The organism is Pseudomonas sp. PA-5-4B, assembly GCF_021606215.1.
Taxonomy (GTDB): Bacteria; Pseudomonadota; Gammaproteobacteria; order Pseudomonadales; family Pseudomonadaceae; genus Aquipseudomonas; species Aquipseudomonas edaphica.
Genome location: NZ_WKDB01000035.1, coordinates 1 through 23,776, shown reverse-complemented (window position 1 = coordinate 23,776; position 23,776 = coordinate 1). Strand labels below are relative to the sequence as shown.

Genomic DNA, 23,776 nt, shown 5'->3' with positions numbered 1-23,776 from the left:
TTTCCCAACCCCATCAACCCGCATCTTCGCGATGCAGGGAGCTCTAATGTCGTGCGTTCCTCCTTCCTGCGGCGGCGGCACGCCACCGGCCGCCAGCAAAACCGGCAGCACCCAAACCGCCGATTCGGCGATTGCCAAGATGGAAGCCACGTTCAACATGGCTATCGATAAGTCGGCCAAGATTACCGAGATCAGCACGGCGAAAAAGGCCGAGTTAGACGCCACCAAGCAGCGTCCGCAAAACTGATGCGGGGAGGCTGACAGCACGTAAGTGTCGTTTGTCTTACTGCCTGCTGTTACCTCCCTAAACGACGCCCAGCATCACGTAGTCGCTATTGCACTATTGATCAGCAGGCAAGGCACAGCGCAATGGAATAACGCAGCCCCCGGCACTCGATTTTCCAGCCACTTTAAGCGATAGCGGCTGAATGTAGCGAAACCATGCGGGCGCCCTTATTACGTGTTTTTTTGATACGGGTTTAGGCACGGCCAAGCGCATATCACTGTTACGCGTTGCGAAGCATTGGTCGGATCGTTTGGGCCAATCTTTGAAGTTGGTATTTATAAGTGAGTCCGGGCACAGCAAAAGAACATCACCAAATGAATATAACGGAAACGCCGTGATATAGACTCGCCCGTCACCAAAAGTATTCGCACTCCAGGTAGCCTCATCAAATGCCATACCTTTGTACGCATCACCCACAATATAAATAGCAGATTCGCTTTGCCGTACACCTAAAATCCCGGCAGCCGAATAGGTGATCATACCCAGCGTGCCTGATGAAATCGTAATCACAAACAGGAATACCGCAATCGACGACAAAACCGAATAAAATACCCGCGTCCATAACTTACCGCTGAAGAGGTAAAACACGACAATCGGCAATAATGAAGCGATCATTGTGAGTGTCACAATACCCGCCACAACATTGACAGTTTCTGTCTCCAGATCACCAGAGTATGCGCGAAGTATCAATAAGGCCGGAGACGCACCCGATACCACTGTAAACATTACAAGAAACCAGACAACGGCAACAAAAACAACTGACTCGATTTTATTTTTATTAAAGCTTTTTTTATTACCCAACGCAAAAAGACCCGCGTCTCTCAGGTATTTAAACTGAAAGCCACCTATCAAAATCAAAGCCGTTACGAAGGCTATACACAGCATCGTCCAAAGTATATTGTAGTCTGGAAAGTAAAAAATGCCGATTGCGAAGAAGACAAACCCTACTATCACAGGAACCAGCAAACAAAGCGCTGCCGTTCTTTTGTCGACATCGCGCTTTCCAAACATGGATATTGCCAAACTGAAAAGAGAAGGTGTCGCTATCAAAACGAACATATAAGCAAACGATACAAATACAACCAGAAACAACCAGACAAACAGTGAAGCCTGTACAGATACCGAGGCCATAAAAATGTCTGTTCTACCAATGGTCCTGACGTACACATACAGCGCGAGCACCCCCAATGCCGAGCCCAGGAATGTCACGATAGGCCATTGCTCAGAAAAAGAGCGACTTAATCTATCTACGATAGTAATCAAACCGTCTTTAAAACTCTCTAAAAATAACGGCGTACTTTCTCTCACTGTCAGCGCTTGACTTTCACTCACACTATGATCCTTCACTTATTAACGTCCATAGAAAAACCCCGAACCAGTCGGGGTTTTTTATCGCCTGGCATCAGGCGCGACGTGCGATCAATTAGAAAACGTTGATCGGGTAGTCGGCGAACAGACGGATTTCGTTACCGCCTACGTTGTAGTTGCTGGCGTTGCTGGAGACGCGCAACCAGGACGCACGAGCGCGCAGGCTCAGGTCTTTGGCTGGGCCGCTTTGAACGACATATTTGAACTGGTTGAAGATTTCACGCTCGGTGCCACTGCCACGGTTGGAACCGTCGTCAATGTTGGTGCCGCGCACGTAAGCGATGTTGTAGGTCAGGCCAGGCACGCCGAAGGCGCTGAAGTCCAGGCCGTAGCCTGCTTGCCAGGAGCGCTCGTCCTTGCCGTTGAAGTCGGACCAGTAGGAGTTGGCCAGCAGGATGGTATTGCCGCCGTCGCCGATACCGCCAGCGTTGCGGTAGCCGCCGTACAGGTAGCCGGTGTCGCCGGTGCTGCGCTGGTGAGCGAGGGTGAAGCTGTGCGGGCCAACAGCCCAGGTAGCGCCCAGGCTCCAGATTTTGTTGTCGCGGGCGTCCGCATCACCTTGGTTTTCCAGGGCGAAGCTGCGGTCCAGCTTGGTTTTGTAGCCGTTGAAGTCAAAGGTCAACGATTGCTTTTCTGGCAGGGCCAGTACGTAGTTGACGTTGACGTATTGCTTCTTCAGCACGTCCTGCATGTTGGAGGCGTACAACGCGGCCGACAGGCTTTCGGTGAATTTGTAGCTACCACCGATGTAGTCGATGCTTTTCAGCGCGCCACTGTCAGAACCTTCGGCGCTCTTGCGAGCTTCCTTGGTGAAGTGACCAGCGTCCAGTTGCAGGCCGGCGATCTCTTTGGAAACGATCGAAGTACCGGTGTAGGTTTCCGACAACAGACGGGAGTTGTCGTACTGCAGCACAGGCACAGCCGGCATCTGGTCACCGTACTTGAGTACAGTGTTGGAGACACGGAACTTCACGGCAGCGCCGCCCTTGGCCAGGTCGTTGGCGGCTTCGCCGCTGTCGCCTTGCTTGAAGAAGTCGATACCGCCAGCGCCGCTGCGACCTTTACCACCGTCCAGGCGAATGGCGTATTGGCCGATCACGTCCACACCCACACCGACGGTGCCTTGGGTGAAGCCGGATTCGAACTTGCCGATGAAGCCCTGGCCCCATTCGGCTTTGTCTTGCTTGCCGTTTTTGTAGTCACGGCTGATGTAGGCGTTACGTGCTGCGATGTTCAGGTGGCTGTCGTCCACGAAACCCTTGGATTGCTCCTGGTCGTTAGCCATTGCTGTCGATGCGCTCAAAATCCCCAGAGCGATCAGACTCATCCGTTGCTTCAACATTTCTTATATTCCTTATTACTGGTTGAGTACGCGCTGTGACACCAGGCTCCGTGTCGCTTTTCTGGTGTCGACTTCCTCCAGAAAAAACAAGGCCCGCGGACGACTGAACTGCCGCGGGCCTTTTTTTATTGGATGAGTCATGGCGGTGAGCCACAGGCGTTGGGCGCAATCCTATGCGCGCGTTGAACTATGTGTCAATTTCGTGAATCGTCTGTATTTAGGCGAAATAATTCTAAGCGGTGCATTCCAAGGCCCTCGCTCGAGCCTGAAAAATCGTCTGATTCGTCAAGAAAACACATTATGTAACATTTTTAGCGAAGGTATGTTTGGGAATAGATAACTCGCGCAAATGCAAAGCATTACCATTCGCGCACTTTCCTTTTTCCAACACTTTTGGATTTATTCCCCATGCCTGCCTCTCGCCTGACGCCCATCACTTTTGGGCTTTCTGTTTTGCTGTCTGCCGGTTTCGCCTGTGCCGCCACGGTCTTGCCCGAAACGTCGGTGAGCGCCGAAGCCGACGAAGACGACCCGCGTGTCAAGGAGACCAACACCGCCACCCGTACTGCCACCTCGGTGCGTTACGTGCCCCAGGCCATCGACTCGGTTAAAACCGAAAGCCTGCGTTCCTACGGCACCAACGACCTGGGGCAGGCGTTAAGCGGCATTCCCAACGTCAGCAGCGGCGCCGATACGCGCTTCGACAGCCTGCGTATCCGGGGTTTTGACGCGAGCAATGACTTCTACCTGGACGGCATCCGCGACGACAGCCAGTACGTGCGCGACCTGCATAACATCGAGCGCATCGAAGTGCTCAAAGGCCCGGCCGCCGTGCTGTACGGGCGCGGCGGCCAGGGCGGCATCGTCAACCGCGTAAGCAAACTGCCCCAGGCGGGCCACACCTCCAGCATCGAAGCCCAAGGCGGCAGCCAGGATCTGCGCAGCCTGTATGCCGACCTCAGCACCGACCCAACGGATAACATCAGCCTGCGTCTGAACATGGGCAACCAGGACAACAACAGCTTTCGCGACGGTGTGAGCGGCAATCGCCAGTTGTTCGCGCCGTCGATGAGCTGGCAACTGACGCCGGACCTGAACTGGCTGGTGCAATACGAATACAGCCGTTACAACCGCACGCCGGACCGTGGCATTCCCGGGGTCAACGGCCGCCCGGCCGATGTGAGCCGCAGCACGACCTACTTCGATAGCCGCGATTACATCGACGATAAATCCCAGTCCCTGCGCTCCAAGCTGGCTTATGAACTCAACGCCAACTGGCAGCTGCGCCACACCCTCGGCGTGTTCAAGCTCGACAGCGATTTCGACAACACCTACCAGGTCGGCTACGACTCAAAAACCAACAAAGTCTCGCGCCAGCGCTGGCAACAAGACCTGAACACCCGCAACGTGTTCAACAACCTTGAGCTGGAGGGCGGGTTCGACACTTTCGGCCTGGAGCACCACCTGCTCACCGGCCTGGAGCTGGGCAGCCAGCGCCGTGATCCAAAGTTGTACAGCGCCACCGCCACCAACCGTGGCGGCCAGGCCGTGCCGAGCCTGGACCTCAACCAGCCCGACCGCCACTTGAGCCACACCGGGCGCATGAGTGTTTCCAGCAACAACCACACCGAAGTCGAAAGCCGCGCCCTTTACGTGCAGGACCAATTGCGCCTCAACGATCAATGGCAAGTGCTGGCCGGCCTGCGCTACGACCACTTTGAAGTGGACACCACCAGCAAGCTGCTCAATACCCAGCAGGCAGTCGACAGCCACAGCACCAGCCCGCGCATCGGCCTGGTCTGGACGCCGCTGGAACACCACTCGTTCTATGCCTCATGGAGCAAAACCTTCTCGCCGGCCGGCGGCGGCTTGATCGGCATCACCCCCAATGCTGCAGGCGCCGTCAACGACCTGAGTCCCGAGTTGACCAAGCAAAAGGAAATCGGGGTTAAAAGCGACTGGCTCGACGACCGCCTGAGCACCACCCTGGCCGTGTACGAGCTGGAACTCTACAACCGCCGCACCAGCGACCCACTGGACCGCACCATCACCCTGCTCACCGGCGAGCAACGCTCACGCGGCGTGGAGCTGACCGCCACCGGCAAAGTCGTCGGCAACTGGTATGTACGCGGCGGCATCGGCCTGCAGGATGCCAAGGTGGTGAAGGACAACAACGGCTTTGAAGGCAAACGCATCAGCGACGTCGCCAAGCGTAACGCCAGCCTGTTTATCACCTGGAAACCGGAGATGGGTTGGTACGCAGAAACCGGCCTGACCCTGGTGGGCGACCGTTACGCCGACAACCTCAACACCGTGGTGCTGCCTGGTTATGGCCGCTGGGATGCACTGGCCGGGTTCCGCCAGAAAGAATGGGACGTGCGTGCGGCGCTGAACAACATCGCGGACAAAAACTACTACGCCTCGGCCACCAGCGCAGCGCAGATCCAACCGGGCGAGCCACGTAGCCTGGTGGTAACCGGCACCTACAATTTCTAAGTTTCACTCGGTCAATGTGGGAGCTGGCTTGCCTGCGAAAGCGGTGTATATGCTGGAAAGTCGCTGGCTGACAGAATGCCTTCGCAGGCAAGCCAGCTCCCACTATTGATCTCAGTGGTCTTCAGTTTTTGCACTAGCTCACCGAGCCTGCGGGCAACAGGCACCTACAACTTCTAAATTTCACTCGGTCAATGTGGGAGCTGGCTTGCCTGCGAAAGCGGTGTATCTGCTGGAAAGTCGCTGGCTGACAGAATGCCTTCGCAGGCAAGCCAGCTCCCACAATTGATCTTGGTGTTCTTCAGGTTTTCAGTAGTTCGCACAACGCCAGCAGCTCATCCTCACTGAACAACCCCGCCGGGTAGCGCTCACTCATGACACTGCGCACATCAGGCTGTTGCTGCCTCACCTGTCGCGAGCCGTTTGCCTTCAACCAAAGCGCCAGCGCATGGATCGCATCACCACTAACCCGCGTCGGGTGGAACGGGCGCGTGTAGATCGGGTTGATATCGGCATTCATTTCAGCGCTCTCTCCTACTGCGTGAGCGGCTAACTTACTCAAGGTTTGTGACAGAACTGTGCAGTCATCACCTTGGGACACTGTGGCAACACCGATACAAGAGCTATGCCAATGTCCCGTGTTTATAGGCATTCGGACACAAAAAAGCCCGCAACCTAGCCAGGCTGCGGGCTTGCTGCAAGCGCTATAAACAAGTAGCGCTCGGCGTTCACTCAAACGCTGTTACAACCGCACTCAATTTTTGTGCGGTGCCGGCTGTTGTTGGGTCAGGCAATGGATATTGCCGCCGCCCAGTAACAGTTCACGGCCCGGCACCATCACCACTTCGTGCTGCGGGAACAGGTTCTGCAGGATCTCTTTGGCCTGGCTGTCCAGCGGGTCGTCGAAGCTTGGCGCGATGATGCCGCCGTTAACGATCAGGAAGTTCACGTAGGAACCCGCCAGGCGCACAGTAGGATTACGCTCCTGCGAGCCGTCTACCGGATCGACACCGGCGCATTCCTCTTCGGTGGCGTACAACGGGCCTGGGATCGGCATTTTATGCACTGTGAACGGGCGGCCTTTAGCGTCCGTGCTGCTTTGCAGCACGGCCATGGCGGCGTGGCAGCGCGCGTAGTTAGGGTCTTGCGGGTCATCGGTCCAGGCCAGCAACACTTCGCCGGGGCGCACGTAGCAGCAGAAGTTATCCACATGGCCGTCGGTTTCGTCGTTGAACAGGCCGTCCGGCAACCAGATGACTTTATCCACCGCCAAATTGTCACGCAGCACCGCTTCGATCGCCGCACGGTCCAGATGCGGGTTGCGGTTGCGGTTCAACAGGCATTCTTCGGTGGTGATCACGGTGCCTTCGCCGTCGACATGGATCGAACCGCCTTCCAGCACGAAGCCTTCGGTGCGGTAGCGCGGCGCACGTTCGATCTCGAGGATCTTGCCGCCCACCTGCGAATCGCGGTTCCACGGCGCATACAGGCCGCCGTCAAAGCCGCCCCAGGCGTTGAAATCCCAGTTCACGCCGCGCACTTCGCCGCTGTTATTGATCACAAAGGTCGGGCCGGTGTCGCGCACCCAGGCATCGTCGTTGGACATTTCCACCACGCGGATATTGGGCACATCCAGGCGCGCACGGGCGTTCTCGTACTGGCCGGCAGACACTGCGACGGTCACCGGTTCAAAGCGCGCAATGGCCTTGGCCACCGCCACATGGGCCGCCTGCGCCGGCTTGCCGCCCAGGCGCCAGTTGTCCGGGCGCTCGGGCCAGATCATCCAGGTTTGGGTTTGTGGCGCCCATTCGGCAGGCATGTAGAAGCCATCGGCGCGAGGTGTGCTGTGCAGGGTGGTCATGGCGTTCAGGACTCCGAATGGGGTGAAGGTCGACTTTATAACGGATAAAAATCGGCTTTAGAAGTGATAAAAGATCATAGCCGACAAGTATGACAAGCCTTAGTCGATAACAATCGACTACCTATAGTTGCTCATCGAGCACCTTCGACAACATGTCGACAAAGAAATCCACGCTGCGTTATGGAAACCCAACTCGCGCAGGCGATCAAGGCAACCCTTCTTCACCCGAGTATGCTTGCGCCGCCCCGTTGCGCCACTCAAGCTATGCTCTGGCTTAATCTCTGTCTTGGAAAAAAGGCTCTCTGAATGCGCATTCTCATCACCGGCGGCGCCGGCTTCATCGGTTCTGCCCTGGTTCGTCACTTGATTCAACACACCGAGCACGAAGTGCTCAACCTGGACAAACTCACCTACGCCGGCAACCTGGAGTCACTCACCAGCATCGCCGCCAACAGCCGCTATGAGTTCGTGCAGGCCGACATCATCGACCAGGCCGCCGTCAGCGCCGTGCTGGCGCGCTTTGAGCCGCAGGCCATCATGCACTTGGCCGCCGAGTCGCACGTCGACCGTTCCATTGATGGCCCCTCGGACTTTATCCAGACCAACATCGTCGGCACCTACAGCCTGCTGGAAGCCACCCGCGCCTATTGGCAGACCCTGGAAGAACCGGCCAAGAGCGCGTTTCGTTTCCACCATATTTCCACCGACGAAGTGTACGGCGACCTCCACGGCGTGGATGACTTGTTCACCGAAACCACGCCTTACGCACCCAGCTCGCCGTATTCGGCCAGTAAAGCCGCCTCCGACCACCTGGTCCGCGCCTGGCAGCGCACCTATGGCTTGCCGGTGCTGCTGACCAACTGCTCAAACAACTACGGGCCGTTCCACTTCCCCGAGAAACTGATCCCGCTGGTCATCCTCAACGCCCTCGCCGGCAAGCCACTGCCGGTCTACGGCGACGGCCTGCAGGTCCGCGACTGGCTGTTCGTCGAAGACCACGCCCGCGCCTTGTTGAAAGTGGTCACCGAAGGTGTGGTCGGCGAGACCTACAACATCGGCGGTCACAACGAGCAAAAGAACATCGACGTGGTACGCGGCATCTGCGGCCTGCTCGAAGAACTGGCGCCACAACGCCCGGCCGGTGTGGAGAAGTTCACCGACCTGATCACCTTCGTCAAAGACCGCCCAGGCCACGACCAGCGCTACGCGATCGACGCGAGCAAGATCGAAAACGAGCTGGGCTGGGTTCCGGAAGAAACCTTTGAAACCGGCCTGCGCAAAACCGTGCAGTGGTACCTCGATAACCTGGACTGGTGCCGCAGGGTCCAGGACGGCAGCTATCAAGGCGAGCGCCTGGGCAATACCGACCCAAAAGACCTGATCGCATAAGGTTTTGATCACACGACCTGTTCACCCGGCGAGTGCAACCGATGAGTGTGATCGCTACGGAGTTGCCCGAAGTATTGATCCTCGACCCCATGGTTTTGCGGTGCTCAGCGACTCTGCCGAGTTCCTCTACAAAACCACCGATTACTACACGCCTTCGGCAGAGCGTTGTATTCGCTGGGACGACACGGAACTCAAGACTGACTGGCAGTTTGAGGGCACACCGACCTTGTCCGCCAAGGATCAGAACGGCAAGGCATTGGCAGACGCCGATCTGTTTGCATGACCGGCGAGTGCCTTGCACGCCGGCCCTAGGCATAATGCGCCTGTTCCCACAGGCGCATGACTCCCATGACTCCACCCCTCCCGCGTAGACCTCGCTGGCGCAGCCTCGCCTTATTGGCGTTGTGCCTGGCACCGCTGCTGTGGCCGCTGGAGCATCTGGCCGAGCGCTATTACCGCAGCGAACTGGCCGGGCAAAACCGTCAGACCCTCGACCTGTACGTCGCCAACCTCCTCGGCACCCTGCACCGCTATGAAGTGCTGCCGCAGATCCTCGGTGACTTGCCGGCCCTGCGCACCGCGCTGGATGCGCCGCAGGTCAGTGCCAACCTGACCAACGCCAACCTGCTGCTCAAGGACGTTGCCGCCCAGGCCGGGGTGGAAGTGATGTACCTGATGGACACCACCGGCAAGACCCTCGCCGCCTCCAACTGGGACAAGCAGGACAGTTTTGTCGACCGTAACTTCTCGTTCCGGCCCTATTTCAGCGAAGCCATGGCCGGGCGCCTGGGACGGTTTTTCGGCCTGGGCACCACCTCGGCCAAACGCGGCTACTTCTTCGCCGCCGCTGTACGCGATGGCGCCAAAATAATTGGCGTGCTGGTGGTCAAGGTTGACCTGGACCACACCGAAAGCCTATGGGGCAAAACCCCCGAGCAACTGCTGGTGACCGACCACAACGGCGTGGTCATCCTCACCTCACGCCCGCAATGGCGCTTCCGGGCGACCCGGCCGCTCACGGCGCAAGAGCGTCAGGCAATCATCGCCATCCAGCCCTACCCGACCCGCGACCCGCAACCGCTGGCGTTGAGCACCACGGCATGGCTGCGCCAATCCACGGCCATCGCCGAGACCGGCTGGACCGTGGAAATTCTTGCACCGCGCTCGCTGATCAATCGCCCGGTGCGCACCGTAGTGGCCGTTGGCGGCGCGACGCTGTTGGTGCTGATGTTGCTGCTGGGTTTGATGATGCAGCGCCGTCGCCACTACCTGGAGCGCATCGCCTTCGAAGCCAAGGCCCGCCGCGAACTGGAAGCGCGTGTGATCGAGCGCACCAGCGACCTCGAAGGCCTTAACCGCCGCCTCAAACAGGAGGTGCTGGAGCGTGAGCACGCCCAGCAGGAACTGGTGCGCGCCCAGGATGACCTGGTGCAGGCCGGCAAGCTGTCGGCGCTGGGCACCATGTCGGCGAGTATCAGCCACGAACTCAACCAGCCGCTGGCGGCGATCCGTAGCTACGCGGAAAACGCCGAGATCCTGCTCGACCACGAACGTACCAACGACGCCCGTGGCAATCTCAAGCTGATCAGCGAACTGACCGGGCGCATGGCCTCGATCATCGCGCACTTGCGCGCCTTCGCCCGCCGCGACCGCCACGCCCCGGAAAGCGTAGCCCTGCAACCGGCACTCGACGATGCCCTGGCGTTGCTGGCCAAACGGCGGCGCTCGATGGAAGTCGAGTTGATCCGCGACTTGCCCGAGGCGACCTTGTGGGTGCAAGCCGGCGAAACCCGCCTGCGCCAGGTGCTCGGCAACCTGCTGGCCAACGCCCTCGACGCCCTCACCGAAAAAGGCCCGCCGCGCAAACTGTGGCTGAGTGCCCAAACCACCGAACAGGGCGTCAACCTGTACATTCGCGACAACGGCCCAGGTTTTTGCATGGAAGCCCTGGGCCGCGCCAGCGAGCCGTTCTACACCACCAAGACCCGCACCCAGGGTTTGGGGTTGGGCCTGGCGATCTGTGACACCTTGATGCGTGCCTTTGGCGGCGAATTGTTGTTCGCCAACCACAAGGAAGGTGGCGCACTGTTAACCCTGAAATTGCGTGCCGGCTCGCCGGGCGTGAGTCTGCAACCGTCCGAGGACCGCAGTGTATGAGTATCGATAACCAGATCCAGGTGGTGTTGATCGACGACGATCCACACTTGCGTCAGGCTCTGTGCCAGACCCTGGACCTGGCCGGGCTGAAAGTCCTGACTCTGGGCGAAGCCACGGGCCTCACGGCGCGCCTGTCCCGCGATTGGCCGGGCGTGGTGGTCAGCGATATCCGCATGCCCGGCATGGACGGCCTGGAGCTACTGGCTGAACTGCACGGCCAGGACCCGGACCTGCCGGTGCTGCTGATAACCGGCCACGGCGATGTGCCGCTGGCGGTGCAGGCCATGCGCGCCGGGGCCTATGACTTCCTCGAAAAACCGTTCGCCAGTGATGCCCTGCTCGACAGTGTGCGCCGCGCGTTGGCTTTGCGCCGCCTGGTGTTGGATAACCGCAGCCTGCGCCTGGCCCTCAGTGATCGCCAGCAACTGAGCACGCGCCTGGTCGGGCATTCGCCGCAGATGCTGCGCTTGCGCGAGCAGATCGGCGCCCTGGCGGCAACCCGCGCCGATGTGTTGATCCTCGGCGAAACCGGCGCCGGCAAAGAAGTGGTAGCCCGCGCCCTGCATGACCTGTCGAGCCGCCGCAGCGGGCCGTTTGTGGCGATAAACGCCGGCGCCCTGGCAGAATCGGTGGTCGAAAGCGAACTGTTCGGCCATGAGCCGGGCGCCTTTACCGGCGCGCAGAAACGCCGCATCGGCAAGTTCGAGTTCGCCAATGGCGGCACGCTGTTCCTCGATGAAATCGAAAGCATGAGCCTGGATGTGCAGGTCAAATTGCTGCGTTTGTTGCAGGAGCGAGTGGTCGAGCGTCTGGGTGGCAATCAGCTGATCCCGCTGGATATCCGCATCATCGCCGCCACCAAGGAAGACCTGCGCCAGTCCGCCGACCAGGGACGCTTCAGGGCCGACTTGTACTACCGTCTCAACGTCGCGCCGCTGCGCATTCCGCCACTGCGCGAGCGCGGTGAAGACGCACTGATGTTGTTCCAGCATTTTGCCGACGAAGCCAGCAGTCGCCACGGCCTGCCGTTGCACGAGCTGCAACCGGGCCAACGTGCCCTGCTGTTGCGCCACAGCTGGCCGGGCAATGTGCGCGAACTGCAAAATGCAGCCGAGCGCTTTGCCCTTGGGCTCGAACTGGCACTGGACGCAACGGCGGACAACCCCGCCGCGGGCGTGCTGACGTCAACCTCTGGCGGTTTGAGCGATCAGGTCGAGCAGTTCGAAAAAAGCCTGATCGCCGCCGAGCTGACCCGCCCCCACAGCTCGGTGCGCAGCCTCGCCGAAGCCCTGGGCATCCCGCGCAAAACCCTGCACGACAAACTGCGCAAGCACGGCCTGAACTTCGCCGACAGCGCCAGCCACAGCGCCGACGACGAATGACCCGCCAAGAGACCGCCATGAACCGCGACAGCCGCTACCTGGAATCGATCCTTCACCACGACATCCCCCTCACCCGGGAAATGGGCCTCAAGGTGCTCGGCTGGCAACACAGCCAATTGCAGCTGCACCTGCCCTTACAGGCCAATATCAACCACAAGAGCACCATGTTTGGCGGCAGCCTCTATTGCGGCGCCGTATTGGCGGGTTGGGGTTGGCTGCACCTGAAACTGCGCGAAGAAGGTGTCGAAGACGGGCATATCGTGATTCAGGAAGGGCAGATCAGTTATCCACTGCCAGTGACTCAGGATGCGATCGCTATTTGCGCGGCGCCGGAAGACAAGGTGTGGAAGCGCTTTGTGGCGACATACAAACGCTATGGCCGGGCGCGGTTGGCGTTGGAGACGTGGATTGTGAATGAGGGCAGTGAGGAGCGGGCTGTAGCCTTCACTGGCCAATACGTCCTGCACCGCTAACCGTCACAACACAAAACCAACTGTGGGAGCTGGCTTGCCTGCGATGAGGCAGTGTCAGTCGAATCAACTATCGACTGATACACCGCTATCGCAGGCAAGCCAGCTCCCACATTTTGACCTGTTGTGGCCTTAAGAACGGGCCAGGGTCAGCAGGCGCTCGCGCCACGCTGCCTTGGCCGGCAACGCCAGAAAGAACGGGTTTAACAACGAAGCCCGCGCCGGATAGCTGAACGGCGCGCCACTCAACTCCAACACTTCACCACCCGCCCCTTCCAGCACACCCTGGGCTGCGGCCGTGTCCCACTGCGACGTCGGCGCCAGACGCGGATAGCAATCGGCACTGCCTTCGGCCAACAGGCAGAACTTCAGCGAGCTGCCAATATTCGCCAATTTCAGCTCACCCAAACCTTCGCTCAAGCCACTGAGCAGGCGTTCCTGTTCCGGGCTGCTATGGCGGCGGCTGGCTACCACGGTAAACGCCTCGCCGGCCGCTGGGGTCTGGCGTACCTGGATCTGCTTGGGCGCCTCACTCACGTCCGAGCGCCACGCGCCCAGGCCCGCGCCACCGAAGTAGCAACGGCCACTGGTGGGCATCGACACCACGCCAAACACCACGCGGCCTTGCTCGATCAACGCAATGTTGACGGTAAATTCTTCGCTGCCGGAAATAAACTCCTTGGTGCCATCCAGCGGGTCCACCAACCACCAGCGCTGCCAGCCGGCGCGCACGTTCTGGTCGATATCGGCGTCTTCTTCGGACAGCACCGGGATGCTCGGGTCCAGAGCGGTAAGGCCCGCCAGGATCAGATGGTGAGCCGCCAGGTCGGCCGCCGTCACCGGTGAATCATCCGCCTTGGCGGTGACCGCTACGTCCGCGCGCCAATACGGCAGGATGACTTCACCTGCCTGGCGTGCCAGCTCGATCACAGGGGCAATAAACGGATGGCCTAAAAACAGTTCGCTCATGCGACAAAAGCTCCACGCTGGGTCAACAGGTCTCGTACCAAATACAGGGCCGCCAATGCACGGCCTTCACTGAACTGCTCGTTTTGCGCCAGCATCGACAGCTCGCGCAGGTTGACGCGCTCCACACGCATCGGCTCAGGTTCATCGCCTTCCAGGCGCTCTTCATACAGCTCGGTGGCCAGCACCACCTGGATTTTCTGGCTCATATAGCCAGGCGACAAGGACAGTTCGGTAATGTGCTCCAACTGGCGCGCGCCATAACCGGCCTCCTCCTTGAGCTCGCGGTTGGCCGCCGCCAGTACGTCCTCGCCAGGTTCGATCAGGCCCTTGGGCAACGACAATTCATATTCGTCGGTACCGCCGCAGTACTCTTCCACCAGCAACGCGTGGTCGGCATCGATCATCGCCACGATCATCACCGCGCCGTAACCGGCACCGCGGCCTACCAGGCGCTCGTAGGTCCGTTCAACGCCATTGGAAAAGCGCAATTGCACTTCCTCCACGCGGAACAAACGGCTACTGGCGACTATTTCGCGGGCGAGGACGGTGGGTTTCTGGCGCATAAGCGGCTCCTTGGCGTGATCGGGTTACTATACCGTGGCTTTTCCGATTGTCTGTGTCGGATATCTTTACTTACATGAGAACGCCCCATGCCCTCTTTGCCCTGGCACGCCATCGACACCGTCCTGCTGGACATGGACGGCACCTTGCTCGACCTGCACTTCGACAACCACTTCTGGATGGAGCACCTGCCCCAGCGTTACGCCGATTTGCACGGGGTGAGCCGGGCCATGGCCGACATGGAGTTGCAGCCGCTGTTCGAGCGTAACGCCGGACAGTTGCAATGGTATTGCCTGGATTTCTGGAGTGCCGAGCTGAACATTCCGGTGCGCGAACTCAAACTGGAAACCGCCCACCTGATCGCCCTGCGCCCGGACGCGGACACCTTTCTGGCGGCAATCAAACAGGCCGGCAAGCGTGTGATTTTGATCACCAACGCCCATCGTGATTCGCTGTCATTGAAGTTGGAGCGCATTGAACTGGCGCCGTATTTCGAGCGGTTGATCAGTTCCCACGACTACGGGTTCGCCAAGGAACACCGGCAATTCTGGGATGCGTTGCAAGCCGACATCCAGTTCGACCCGGCCCGCAGCCTGTTTATCGATGACACCTTGCCGATCCTGCGCAGTGCGCGCGAGTTTGGCGTGGGGCATTTGCTGGCGGTCAAAGAGCCGGACAGCAAGAAGGGGCCAAAGGACACAGGGGAGTTTGCGGCAGTCGATGATTACCGAGATCTGATTGCCGGGCTCTAATGTAAATGTGGGAATGTGAATGTGGGAGCTGGCCAGTGTGGGAGCTGGCTTGCCTGCGATTGCATCACCGCGGTGTGACTGACACACCGCGCTGCCTGCATCGCGGGCAAGCCCGGCTCCCACACAAAGCTGCTCCCACAGTTAGCTCTGTGTGTTACTCAGGAATACGCAGTACTTGCCCTGGGTAAATTTTGTCCGGGTGCGACAACAACGGCTTGTTGGCCTCAAAGATTTTTTGGTATTTGTTGGCATCGCCATATTCGCGCTTGGAAATAGCGCTGAGCGTGTCACCTTTTGCAACGGTGACAAAACGGGCGGCTGCCGCGGCCGGGCCAGTCACGGTGATCTGGTCATCCACACTGCCAACACCGGCGATATTGCCCGCAGCCAGGATGATTTTCTCTTTCTCTTCCTGAGTGGCAACTTCACCTTTAACGGTGACTTTGTCGCCCTCAACGGTTGCGGTGATGTTCGGATTTCCGAGCCCTACCTTGCTGATGTGATCCTTCAGCTCATCGCTCGCATTGGCATTACCCGGCGTCAACAGGTCAATCAACTTCTCGCCTGCTTCCTTAACAAAGCTAAAAATACTCATGGTGCGCTCTCCTTGGGGTTTAAGTTCCAGATGCCCAAGACTAGACCAGTCCTGCAGTCTTGGGTTCCAGGCACGCCAAAGACCCAAACACGCTAGCCTGCGCGCTGCCAGGAATAAGCCCGCAACACGCGCCTTGATCGACGCCATCTATCAATAGATCAGTACAGCCGATTAGACGCGACCCTTTGTCGCGCCTAGTCTAAACATTGATCATTCCCTCGGTGGTATTGCCCCATGAACGCCAAGCGCCCAGTCTGCGCGGCGCCTGCCCTCGAAACGCCCGCGCCGGCCGCCAGCCAGAGCTACCAGTTTTGCAATCTGGAACACACTGAAATTGCCAGCACTGCATTGGCCGAAGAAGTGGCGTTGGCGATTGCCTACAACGACATCAGCCAGGCGGTGATGCTGGTGACGCCCACCGACTTGGAAGACTTTATCGTCGGCTTCAGCATCGGCAGCGGCATTATCGCCGACGTTAGCGATATTTATGATCTAAAACTCAGCGGCACGGGATCTGCCCAATACGCTCACGTACAGATTTCCAGCCGGGCCTTCTGGAACCTCAAGCAGCAACGCCGCCAGTTGGCCGGCACCAGCGGCTGCGGCCTGTGCGGCGTAGAGGCCGTAGAACAAGCCTTGCCGGACCTGCAAGTGCTGCCCGGTGCGCCCTTGCCGCCCGCCGAATGGCTCGACGGCCTGCGCCAACGCATCAGCGCGTTTCAGCCCTTGGGCCAGTACAGCGGCGCGGTGCATGCGGCGATCTTTATGAATAACCAGGGCGAGTTGCTGATGGGCCGCGAAGACATCGGCCGGCATAACGCCCTGGATAAATTGATCGGCGCGCTGATCCGCCAAAAAATTCCGACCGACGGCGGCCTGGCCATTGTCACCAGCCGCTGCAGCCTCGAATTGATTCAAAAAGTGTTGCGCGCAGGCATCCAGACCCTGGTCAGCCTGTCGTCGCCCACCGGCCTGGCCCTGCAATGGGCGCGCCGGCACAACCTCAATCTCATCCACCTGCCGCAGAAAAGTGCGCCGCGGGTCTACAGCCCTGCGATGGAGAACCAGCCATGAGCCTGCATCACCAAGCCGACCAAACCCCGACTCCGCGCTACAAGCCTTACAAAGGCCCGGCCGGCGGCTGGGGCGCACTGATCAGCGTGGCGCAGGCCTGGCTGACCAGCGACAACGCCATGAAAAACCTGCGCATGATGCTCAAGACCAACCAGAACGGCGGTTTCGACTGCCCTGGCTGCGCCTGGGGCGACTCGCCGGAAAGCGGCATGGTCAAGTTCTGCGAGAACGGCGCCAAGGCGGTCAACTGGGAAGCCACCAAGCGCCGTGTGGACGCGGCCTTCTTCGCCAAGCACAGCGTGACTGCACTGCTGGAGCAGAGTGACTACTGGCTGGAATACCAGGGCCGCCTGACCGAGCCGATGCGCTACGACGCCGAGACCGATCGCTATAAAGCCATCAGCTGGGATGCCGCCTTTGACCTGATCGGCAAGCACCTCAACGCCCTGCCAAGCCCGGACATGGCCGAGTTCTACACCTCGGGCCGGGCCAGCAACGAAGCAGCGTACCTGTACCAGCTGTTTGTGCGCGCCTACGGCACCAACAATTTCCCGGACTGCTCGAACATGTGCCACGAAGCCAGCGGCGTCGCCCTGGCGCAAAGTGTGGGCGTAGGCAAAGGCACCGTGACCTTTGATGACTTCGAACATGCCGATGCGATTTTCGTCTGGGGCCAGAACCCCGGCACCAACCACCCGCGCATGCTTGAACCGCTGCGCGAAGCGGTAAAACGTGGCGCCCAGGTGGTGTGCATCAACCCGCTCAAAGAGCGTGGCCTGGAACGCTTCCAGCACCCACAACACCCGCTGGAAATGCTCACCAACGGCGACAAACCGACCAACACCGCGTACTTCCGCCCGGCACTGGGTGGCGACATGGCCATCCTGCGCGGCATGGCCAAGTTCCTGCTGCTGTGGGAACGCCAGGCCCAGGCCGAAGGCAAAGAGGCGGTGTTCGACCACGACTTCCTCAATGAACACAGCGTCAACGTGCTGGAGTACCTGGGCCAGATCGACGACACCCCATGGGATGAAATCGTCGCGCAGTCCGGCCTCACCCTGGTCGAGATCGAGCAAGCGGCGCGCATGTACGCCAAAGGCAAAAACGTGATCATGTGCTGGGCGATGGGCATTACCCAGCATCGCCATTCGGTGCCGACCATCCAGGAAATCGCCAACCTGATGCTGCTGCGCGGCAACATCGGCCGTCCAGGCGCCGGGCTGTGCCCGGTGCGCGGCCACAGTAACGTGCAGGGCGACCGCACCATGGGCATCAACGAACGCCCGCCGGTGGCGTTTTTGGATTCGCTGGAGCGCCGCTTCCAGTTCCAGGTGCCGCGTACCAATGGCCACAACGTGGTCGAAGCGATCCACGCCATGCTCGAAGGCCGCTCCAAGGTGTTTATCGGCCTGGGCGGCAACTTCGCCCAAGCCACGCCAGACAGCCCGCGCACCTTTGAAGCCCTGCGCAGTTGCGACCTGACCGTGCAGATCAGCACCAAACTCAACCGCAGCCACCTGATGCACGGCAAAGACGCGCTGATCCTGCCGTGCCTGGGCCGTACCGACATCGATATCCAGGCCGACGGCCCGCAAGCCGTGACAGTGGAAGACTCGTTCAGCATGGTGCACGGCTCCAATGGCCAGTTGCAGCCGCTGTCGAAGCTGATGAAGTCCGAGCCGGCAATTCTGGCCGGGATTGCCGCCGCCACGTTGGGCAGCAAGCCGGTGGACTGGAACTGGCTGGTGGCCGACTACGGGCGCATCCGCGACTTGATCGCCGATACCATCCCAGGCTTCAAGGACTTCAACGAACGCATCAAACACCCAGGCGGTTTCTACCTGGGCAACTCCGCCGGTGCACGCCGCTGGAACACGCCGTCGGGCCGCGCCAATTTCCGCCCGAACGTGCTGCCCAAAGACCTGATCCACGAACGCACCCACGCCACAGGGCGGGTGCCGGACCTGATCATGCAATCGATGCGTTCCCACGATCAGTACAACACCACCATTTATGGCCTAGACGACCGCTACCGTGGGGTCAAGGGCCAGCGTGACGTGCTGTTCGTCAACGAAGCCGACATCATCCGCCTGGGCTTCAAGCCGGGTCAGAAGGCTGACATTGTGTCGCTGTGGGAAGATGGCCGCGAGCGCCGCGTGAAGGGCTTTACCTTGCTGGCGTTTGATATTCCGGCGGGCCAGGCGGCGGCGTACTACCCGGAAGTGAACCCGCTGGTACCGCTGGAAAGCACCGGGGATGGCAGCCATACGCCGACGTCGAAGTTCGTCGCGATTTGCCTGGAAGCGGCGAGCGACAGTGGCTTGATCATGGCCCGTTCAGCCTAAGCAGAGCCCATCGTGGCGAGGGAACTTGATCCCGCTCGGGTGCGTAGCGCCCGTAATAATGTTGGGGTCGCTGCGCAACCCAGCGGGAGCTTGCTCCCTCGCCACAAGAGAACAATGCCGGCAGTTTTACTCAGGCACAAAAAAAGGCCGCTTTTGCATAAAAGCGGCCCTTCCGAAGTAGCTAAAGACTCACAAAGTCGACTTAAGTTCCCTATACAAAACAGCAACTTAGCGAATTGTATACAACCTCTACCGCCGGTCGGTTTTCGATTGTCAGCGCCTCGATACAACCTCAGGATCGCGCCGTCATCCTCTTGAGGTCTCTCTATGAAGTTCTCCTCGATTCTCTTGTTGTCCCTTGGCCTGGTCAGTGGCGCAGCCATGGCCGGTGGCACCACCGAAGCCGGTGTGGGCGGCGCATTGGGCGGGGTTCTAGGTTCGGTTGTCGGCCAGCAGTTGGGCGGCAACACAGGTTCCACCATCGGCGCAGCCTTGGGTGGCGCAGGCGGCAGTGCGGTGGGTGCCGATAGACGCAGCCGTGGCGAAGCCGCCATTGGTGGCGCACTGGGCGCAGCCGGCGGCAACGTCGTGGGCCGCAGCATGGGCGGCAGCACCGGCGCACTGGTCGGCTCAGCAGCCGGCGGTGGTGCAGGTGGCGCGCTGGGCAACTACATGGGCAACAAGAGCGATGACGACGACCGCCGCTACCGCGGGCGTGACAACCGTCGTTACGATCGAGATGACCACCGTGGACGCGGGCATGCCTACGGGCATCGCAAGAACAAGCACCACTACCGTCATCGGTAAGTTCTAAAGAACACAGCTGGCCCCCTGTGGGAGCTGGCTTGCCGGGTCGCCGCATCGCTGCGATAGCGGTGGGTCAGGGTTAGATGTGCGTCCTGACCCACCGCTATCGCAGGCAAGCCAGCTCCCACATTTGACTTTCATTGCATGAAAAAGGGCCTCAAACCACCAACCGCTCCAACGCCTCGCGCAACTTCCCCGCAATCGCCACCGGCTGGTTCGATGCCCGATCCACAAACACATGCACAAAGCGCCCCGCCGCACTGGCTTCGTCCTCTCCGGCCTTGAACACCGCCAACTCATATTGCACCGAGCTGTTACCAAGCTTTCCAACCCGCAGGCCAATATCCAGGCGATCCGGAAACGCGATCGAAGCAAAATAATCGCACGCCGAACTCACCACAAACCCCACCACCTCACCGTCATGAATATCCAACCCACCTTCTTCAATCAGGTAGGTATTCACCGCCGTGTCGAAAAAGCTGTAGTAGGTGACGTTGTTCACATGGCCATACACATCGTTGTCGTGCCAACGCGTGATGATCGGCTGGAAGTGACGGTAGTCAGCGCGTTGCGGCATTGAGTCAGGCATGGGCGGTTCTCTGGAAAGTGGGTTTACAGGTCATTCAGGTGGGCTTGCGCCCACTCACGCACCTCGGCGTATGGGTAGTCCTCCAGCGCAGCAAAACCCGGTATGCCCCGCGCCTTCAGCTTGGTAAACAGCGGCACGCTGATACCGCCGAGAAACCGCGCCAGCCGTTCCGCTTCTGGCAGGTTCGTGGTGTGTTCATGATGCCTGTGGATAAAATCACCGCACAGCCCCATGAAGTTTTTATCCACAAGTGGCGGCAAACTCGGCGGCGGCGGCAAATGTGCGACGTGGCCGTGGCATACCGAACAATGCCCGCAGCGTTGAGGGGCATTTTCATCACCAAAGTACTTGGCCAGACGCTGCCCCAGGCAATGCTCGGTAGCAAAAAGCTCGAGCATGGCGTGGATCCGCGCCACTTCCGTCACTTCATGGTGCTTGAAGCCTGTGTATAACTCGGCGCTCAGCACCCGTGGATCAAAGTCGGTATCGAGCAGGCTGTAGACCTCGGTCATCTGCTTGCTTTCCAGCTCGATCAGGCCCTGTTCCTGGAAGTAATCCAGCGCCTTCACCACCCGGCTGCGCTCGGCATTGTGCTGTTGGTACAGCGCATCGAAATCCACCGTCGCCCAGGTTTTCGCGCGTTTACATACCTGGATGATCGCCGCGACAAACTGCTGCCGCTCGCCGGAAAACCGCGCCAGCAACGCCTCGGGCTCGATCAGGTATTTGAAGCGGTATTCGGCGTAAAACGCATAGCGCGGTGCGATCACACCCTTGAGCTCCAACTGCACCAGCAGCGTCTTGAGCGGCAGCTCGCGGATGTTGCTGTGGTCCGACAGCGACCTCATCAGGAACTCCCACTGGCCCTCGCTTCGCGCCGCCTGCAACTCCTCCAGTACACGGCGAATGCCCTCCTGCTCCGGCGTATCGCCATACACAAAGTTTTCCAGCACATTGAGGCTGTCGCGGTTGGCCAGCACCAGGCAATCGGACGGCTGCCCATCACGCCCGGCGCGGCCGATTTCCTGGCTGTAGTTCTCGATAGACTTGGGCAGGTCGAAGTGCACCACGTTGCGAATATCACTCTTGTCGATGCCCATGCCGAACGCGATGGTGGCAACAATGCAATTGGAGCGCCCGCCCATGAAACGCTGTTGGATACCTTCGCGTTTATCGTGGGGCAACCCGGCGTGATACGCCTCGGCCTGGATGCCATTGCGGTTCAGGTGTTCGGCAATCTGCTCGGCGGTTTTTTGCAACGTGACGTAAACGATGCTCGGCTGATTGGCCCGCGCGCTCATCCACTCGACCAAGCGCCGGCGTTTGTCGTGGCCGCTCACCGGCTCTACCAACAAGTTGAGATTGGGCCGGTAGAAGCCCGTGGTGATCACATCATCCGGCGCAATGGCGAACTTGGCCTGCATGTCGGCAATCACCTTGGGCGTGGCTGTAGCCGTCAGCAGCAGCGCTTGTGGGATATTGAACTGGCGCTGGTAGTCCGGCAGCTTCAGATAGTCCGGGCGGAAGTTGTGGCCCCATTCGGAAATACAGTGCGCCTCATCCACCACCAACAAGGAAATCTGTACGCTTTGCAGGAAGTTACGGAAGCGCTCGTTCTTTAAGCGCTCCACGGAAATCATCAAAATCTTCAACTCACCCGAACGCGCGCGGGCCATCACCTCATTGGCATCTTCACGGCTCTGCGCCGAATCGATACTGCCAGCACAAATGCCATGGCGTTGCAGGAAACCCAACTGGTCCTGCATCAGCGCCAACAGCGGCGACACCACCAGCGTCAGGTGCGGCAACAGCACCGCCGACAGCTGATAACACAAAGACTTGCCGGAACCAGTGGGGAAAATAGCGGCAGCCGAACGACCGGCCAGCACCGCGCTGATCGCGGCCTCCTGGCCCAAACGAAACTGTGGGTAACCAAAGACCTGTTGGAGGGTGTTGTGCATAAGCTGTCACTCCGTTGACCGCTGAACGAGTCAAAAACATAGACCAGCGATCAGTAAAAGGTCGGGGATAAACGCTACAAACTGATACAGAGAAAACCAGCAAGACCGTGCAAAAATGCAGACAGTAGCACGCTTGATTACAAGCCCCGACAAGGAGTCGTGAATGTCTCGCATGCCACCGTTTTCTTTGCTCCTCGCAATGCCCTTGCTGCTGATGGGCTGTGCAACGCCGCCGAAACCCACCTCCGAGCAACTGGCCGTGCATGCCTTTGAAATGCCCGAATACTTCTCCGCAAATGCACTGCCTATCGTCAAGGCATCCACCCTCTATGCCCAGTTGATCCCCATGCAGTCTGTCGACGACCGTCCCATGACCCCGTCCTGACTGAGCGTTCCTCACGCTCTGCGTGGGAATGCCGCCTGGGACGCTCCGCGTCCCGCCACCCGCGCCCGGCTTTAAGCTTGGGCATTGGTGACGCAGAGCGTCACGGGAGGCATTCCCACGCAGGAGCGTGGGAACGATCTAAAAAATGACCCCGCAGCAGGTTCGCGAACGCTTGCTCAGCACCGCCAATCGGACGGGCATCTATGCCAACAGCGAAGCCTACGGACGCGGGTTGATGGACCTGGATGCGGCTTCGCGTCTGTAGGATTGGCGATGGCCGTCCCTTGAAGCCGTTCTGACTGATCGTTCCGCACGCTCTGCGTGGGAATGCCGCCCGGGACGCTCCGCGTCCCACCTCCGCGCACGGCTTTAAGCTTGGGCATTGGTGACGCAGAGCGTCACGGGAGGCGTTCCCACGCAGGAGCGGGGGAACGATCAGGAAACCTGTGGGAGTCGGGCTTGCCCGCGATGGCGGTGTGTCAGGCAGGGAAATATTGCCTGACACACCGCCATCGCGGGCAAGCCCGGCTCCCACATTGGCTGTGTGTTGCCAAAAAAAACACTGTCAAACCGCAAATGCCGGAAAGCTTTGTGGGAAGCAGACAAACACCGTGTAGTCCTCTTCCCAAACTGATCAAAACACCTGCCAAGCCCTCTACATAACCTCCCTTCACATGACCGAAACTAGTGACCTCTCAACTGTCCCGGCAAAAACCGTGAACATCGAAAGGACTCAACGATGGTCGACTACAGCTCTTGGGGCTCGCTCCTCATTCTTATTGCCCTTACTGTCCTGCTCGATAGTAAGTTGAAGCATCCCGAGCTCAGAAAATGGTTCGGACTGGCCCTCATCCTCACCGGACCAATGCTTCTAATCGTCGCCACTTCCTGGCTGAGCGAATTACAATTCGACAGTCTTCCGACATTCGCCTTTATCATTGGCATCCGTCTCTTTTTCACCCGAAACAAATTCCGCCGCCAACGCAATCC

At 59.5% G+C, this 23,776-nt stretch carries 20 protein-coding genes and 3 pseudogenes; 14 read left to right on the top strand and 9 right to left on the bottom strand.

Features of this window, described 5'->3' with window-relative positions; translation table 11 throughout:
* Positions 1-46: 46 nt before the first annotated feature.
* Complete coding sequence (locus GIW28_RS18025; RefSeq protein ID WP_236446695.1) at positions 47-247, top strand: hypothetical protein; 201 nt, start codon at positions 47-49, stop codon at positions 245-247.
* Positions 248-340: 93 nt separating this feature from the next.
* Here GIW28_RS18025 and GIW28_RS18020 read toward each other — a convergent pair whose 3' ends face one another.
* Positions 341-1,618 (bottom strand): hypothetical protein, encoded by a 1,278-nt coding sequence (locus GIW28_RS18020; RefSeq protein ID WP_236446693.1) that lies wholly within the window; start codon positions 1,616-1,618, stop codon positions 341-343.
* 91 nt (positions 1,619-1,709) lie between these two features.
* The gene (locus GIW28_RS18015; protein ID WP_056860697.1) at positions 1,710-2,996 is read right to left on the bottom strand and encodes an OprD family porin; all 1,287 of its coding nucleotides are present in this window, start codon (positions 2,994-2,996) and stop codon (positions 1,710-1,712) included.
* A gap of 408 nt (positions 2,997-3,404) precedes the next feature.
* Here GIW28_RS18015 and GIW28_RS18010 point away from each other — a divergent pair, with 408 nt between their 5' ends.
* Entirely contained in the window at positions 3,405-5,492 is a 2,088-nt protein-coding gene (locus tag GIW28_RS18010) for a TonB-dependent receptor (protein ID WP_236446692.1), read from the top strand.
* A 298-nt stretch (positions 5,493-5,790) separates the two neighbouring features.
* Here the strand turns inward: GIW28_RS18010 and GIW28_RS18005 are convergent, their stop codons facing one another.
* Both GIW28_RS18005 and aguA read right to left on the bottom strand, forming a co-directional pair.
* Positions 5,791-6,009, bottom strand: a complete 219-nt coding sequence (locus GIW28_RS18005) for a hypothetical protein (RefSeq protein WP_017135392.1) — start codon at positions 6,007-6,009, stop codon at positions 5,791-5,793.
* Between the two features lie 234 nt (positions 6,010-6,243).
* Entirely contained in the window at positions 6,244-7,350 is a 1,107-nt protein-coding gene (gene aguA, locus GIW28_RS18000; protein WP_236446690.1) for an agmatine deiminase, read from the bottom strand.
* Positions 7,351-7,656: 306 nt separating this feature from the next.
* On the opposite strand from aguA, the gene rfbB reads away from it, so the two are divergent.
* The 5 genes and pseudogenes from rfbB to GIW28_RS17975 all read left to right on the top strand — a co-directional run bounded on the left by rfbB (position 7,657) and on the right by GIW28_RS17975 (position 12,751).
* A complete protein-coding gene (rfbB, locus tag GIW28_RS17995; RefSeq protein ID WP_138450815.1) occupies positions 7,657-8,739 on the top strand; it encodes a dTDP-glucose 4,6-dehydratase in 1,083 nt (360 codons plus the stop codon).
* 88 nt (positions 8,740-8,827) lie between these two features.
* Positions 8,828-9,022: pseudogene (locus GIW28_RS17990) on the top strand (dTDP-4-dehydrorhamnose 3,5-epimerase family protein); the annotation flags it as partial.
* Between the two features lie 65 nt (positions 9,023-9,087).
* The gene (locus tag GIW28_RS17985) at positions 9,088-10,896 is read left to right on the top strand and encodes a sensor histidine kinase (protein WP_017135388.1); all 1,809 of its coding nucleotides are present in this window, start codon (positions 9,088-9,090) and stop codon (positions 10,894-10,896) included.
* Positions 10,893-12,278, top strand: coding sequence for a sigma-54-dependent transcriptional regulator (locus GIW28_RS17980; RefSeq protein WP_017135387.1), 1,386 nt, complete (start codon positions 10,893-10,895; stop codon positions 12,276-12,278). The genes GIW28_RS17985 and GIW28_RS17980 overlap by 4 nt, the downstream gene beginning before the upstream one ends.
* Positions 12,279-12,295: 17 nt before the next feature.
* On the top strand, positions 12,296-12,751 hold the full coding sequence (locus tag GIW28_RS17975) for a thioesterase domain-containing protein (RefSeq protein WP_017135386.1): 456 nt from the start codon (positions 12,296-12,298) through the stop codon (positions 12,749-12,751).
* A 129-nt stretch (positions 12,752-12,880) separates the two neighbouring features.
* On the opposite strand, the gene cysQ is transcribed toward GIW28_RS17975, so the two are convergent.
* Both cysQ and nudE read right to left on the bottom strand, forming a co-directional pair.
* Positions 12,881-13,717 carry a 3'(2'),5'-bisphosphate nucleotidase CysQ gene (gene cysQ / locus GIW28_RS17970; protein WP_017135385.1) on the bottom strand — a complete coding sequence of 279 codons (837 nt, stop codon included), beginning with the start codon at positions 13,715-13,717 and terminating at the stop codon, positions 12,881-12,883.
* Positions 13,714-14,280, bottom strand: a complete 567-nt coding sequence (gene nudE, locus GIW28_RS17965; RefSeq protein ID WP_017135384.1) for an ADP compounds hydrolase NudE — start codon at positions 14,278-14,280, stop codon at positions 13,714-13,716. The genes cysQ and nudE overlap by 4 nt, the downstream gene beginning before the upstream one ends.
* A gap of 87 nt (positions 14,281-14,367) precedes the next feature.
* Between nudE and yrfG the strand changes: the two genes are divergently transcribed.
* Positions 14,368-15,030, top strand: a complete 663-nt coding sequence (gene yrfG, locus GIW28_RS17960) for a GMP/IMP nucleotidase (protein WP_138453660.1) — start codon at positions 14,368-14,370, stop codon at positions 15,028-15,030.
* A gap of 154 nt (positions 15,031-15,184) precedes the next feature.
* On the opposite strand, the gene lysM is transcribed toward yrfG, so the two are convergent.
* Positions 15,185-15,625 (bottom strand): peptidoglycan-binding protein LysM, encoded by a 441-nt coding sequence (gene lysM, locus GIW28_RS17955; RefSeq protein ID WP_138453661.1) that lies wholly within the window; start codon positions 15,623-15,625, stop codon positions 15,185-15,187.
* A 234-nt stretch (positions 15,626-15,859) separates the two neighbouring features.
* Between lysM and fdhD the strand changes: the two genes are divergently transcribed.
* The 3 genes from fdhD (at position 15,860) to GIW28_RS17940 (ending at position 19,851) form a co-directional block, all read left to right on the top strand.
* A complete protein-coding gene (fdhD, locus tag GIW28_RS17950) occupies positions 15,860-16,699 on the top strand; it encodes a formate dehydrogenase accessory sulfurtransferase FdhD (protein ID WP_017135381.1) in 840 nt (279 codons plus the stop codon).
* Complete coding sequence (locus tag GIW28_RS17945) at positions 16,696-19,044, top strand: FdhF/YdeP family oxidoreductase (RefSeq protein ID WP_170039542.1); 2,349 nt, start codon at positions 16,696-16,698, stop codon at positions 19,042-19,044. The genes fdhD and GIW28_RS17945 overlap by 4 nt, the downstream gene beginning before the upstream one ends.
* A 327-nt stretch (positions 19,045-19,371) precedes the next feature.
* On the top strand, positions 19,372-19,851 hold the full coding sequence (locus GIW28_RS17940; protein ID WP_017135379.1) for a YMGG-like glycine zipper-containing protein: 480 nt from the start codon (positions 19,372-19,374) through the stop codon (positions 19,849-19,851).
* 157 nt (positions 19,852-20,008) lie between these two features.
* On the opposite strand, the gene GIW28_RS17935 is transcribed toward GIW28_RS17940, so the two are convergent.
* Both GIW28_RS17935 and GIW28_RS17930 read right to left on the bottom strand, forming a co-directional pair.
* On the bottom strand, positions 20,009-20,440 hold the full coding sequence (locus tag GIW28_RS17935; protein ID WP_017135378.1) for an acyl-CoA thioesterase: 432 nt from the start codon (positions 20,438-20,440) through the stop codon (positions 20,009-20,011).
* Between the two features lie 23 nt (positions 20,441-20,463).
* Positions 20,464-22,401 carry a RecQ family ATP-dependent DNA helicase gene (locus GIW28_RS17930; protein ID WP_236446688.1) on the bottom strand — a complete coding sequence of 646 codons (1,938 nt, stop codon included), beginning with the start codon at positions 22,399-22,401 and terminating at the stop codon, positions 20,464-20,466.
* Between the two features lie 163 nt (positions 22,402-22,564).
* Here GIW28_RS17930 and GIW28_RS17925 point away from each other — a divergent pair, with 163 nt between their 5' ends.
* From GIW28_RS17925 to GIW28_RS17915, 3 genes and pseudogenes are all read left to right on the top strand, one after another.
* Positions 22,565-22,786 (top strand): hypothetical protein, encoded by a 222-nt coding sequence (locus GIW28_RS17925; protein ID WP_236446686.1) that lies wholly within the window; start codon positions 22,565-22,567, stop codon positions 22,784-22,786.
* A 142-nt stretch (positions 22,787-22,928) separates the two neighbouring features.
* Positions 22,929-23,051, top strand: a pseudogene (locus tag GIW28_RS17920) (serine protease); the annotation flags it as partial.
* 474 nt (positions 23,052-23,525) lie between these two features.
* A pseudogene (locus GIW28_RS17915) lies at positions 23,526-23,776 on the top strand (DUF1493 family protein); the annotation flags it as partial.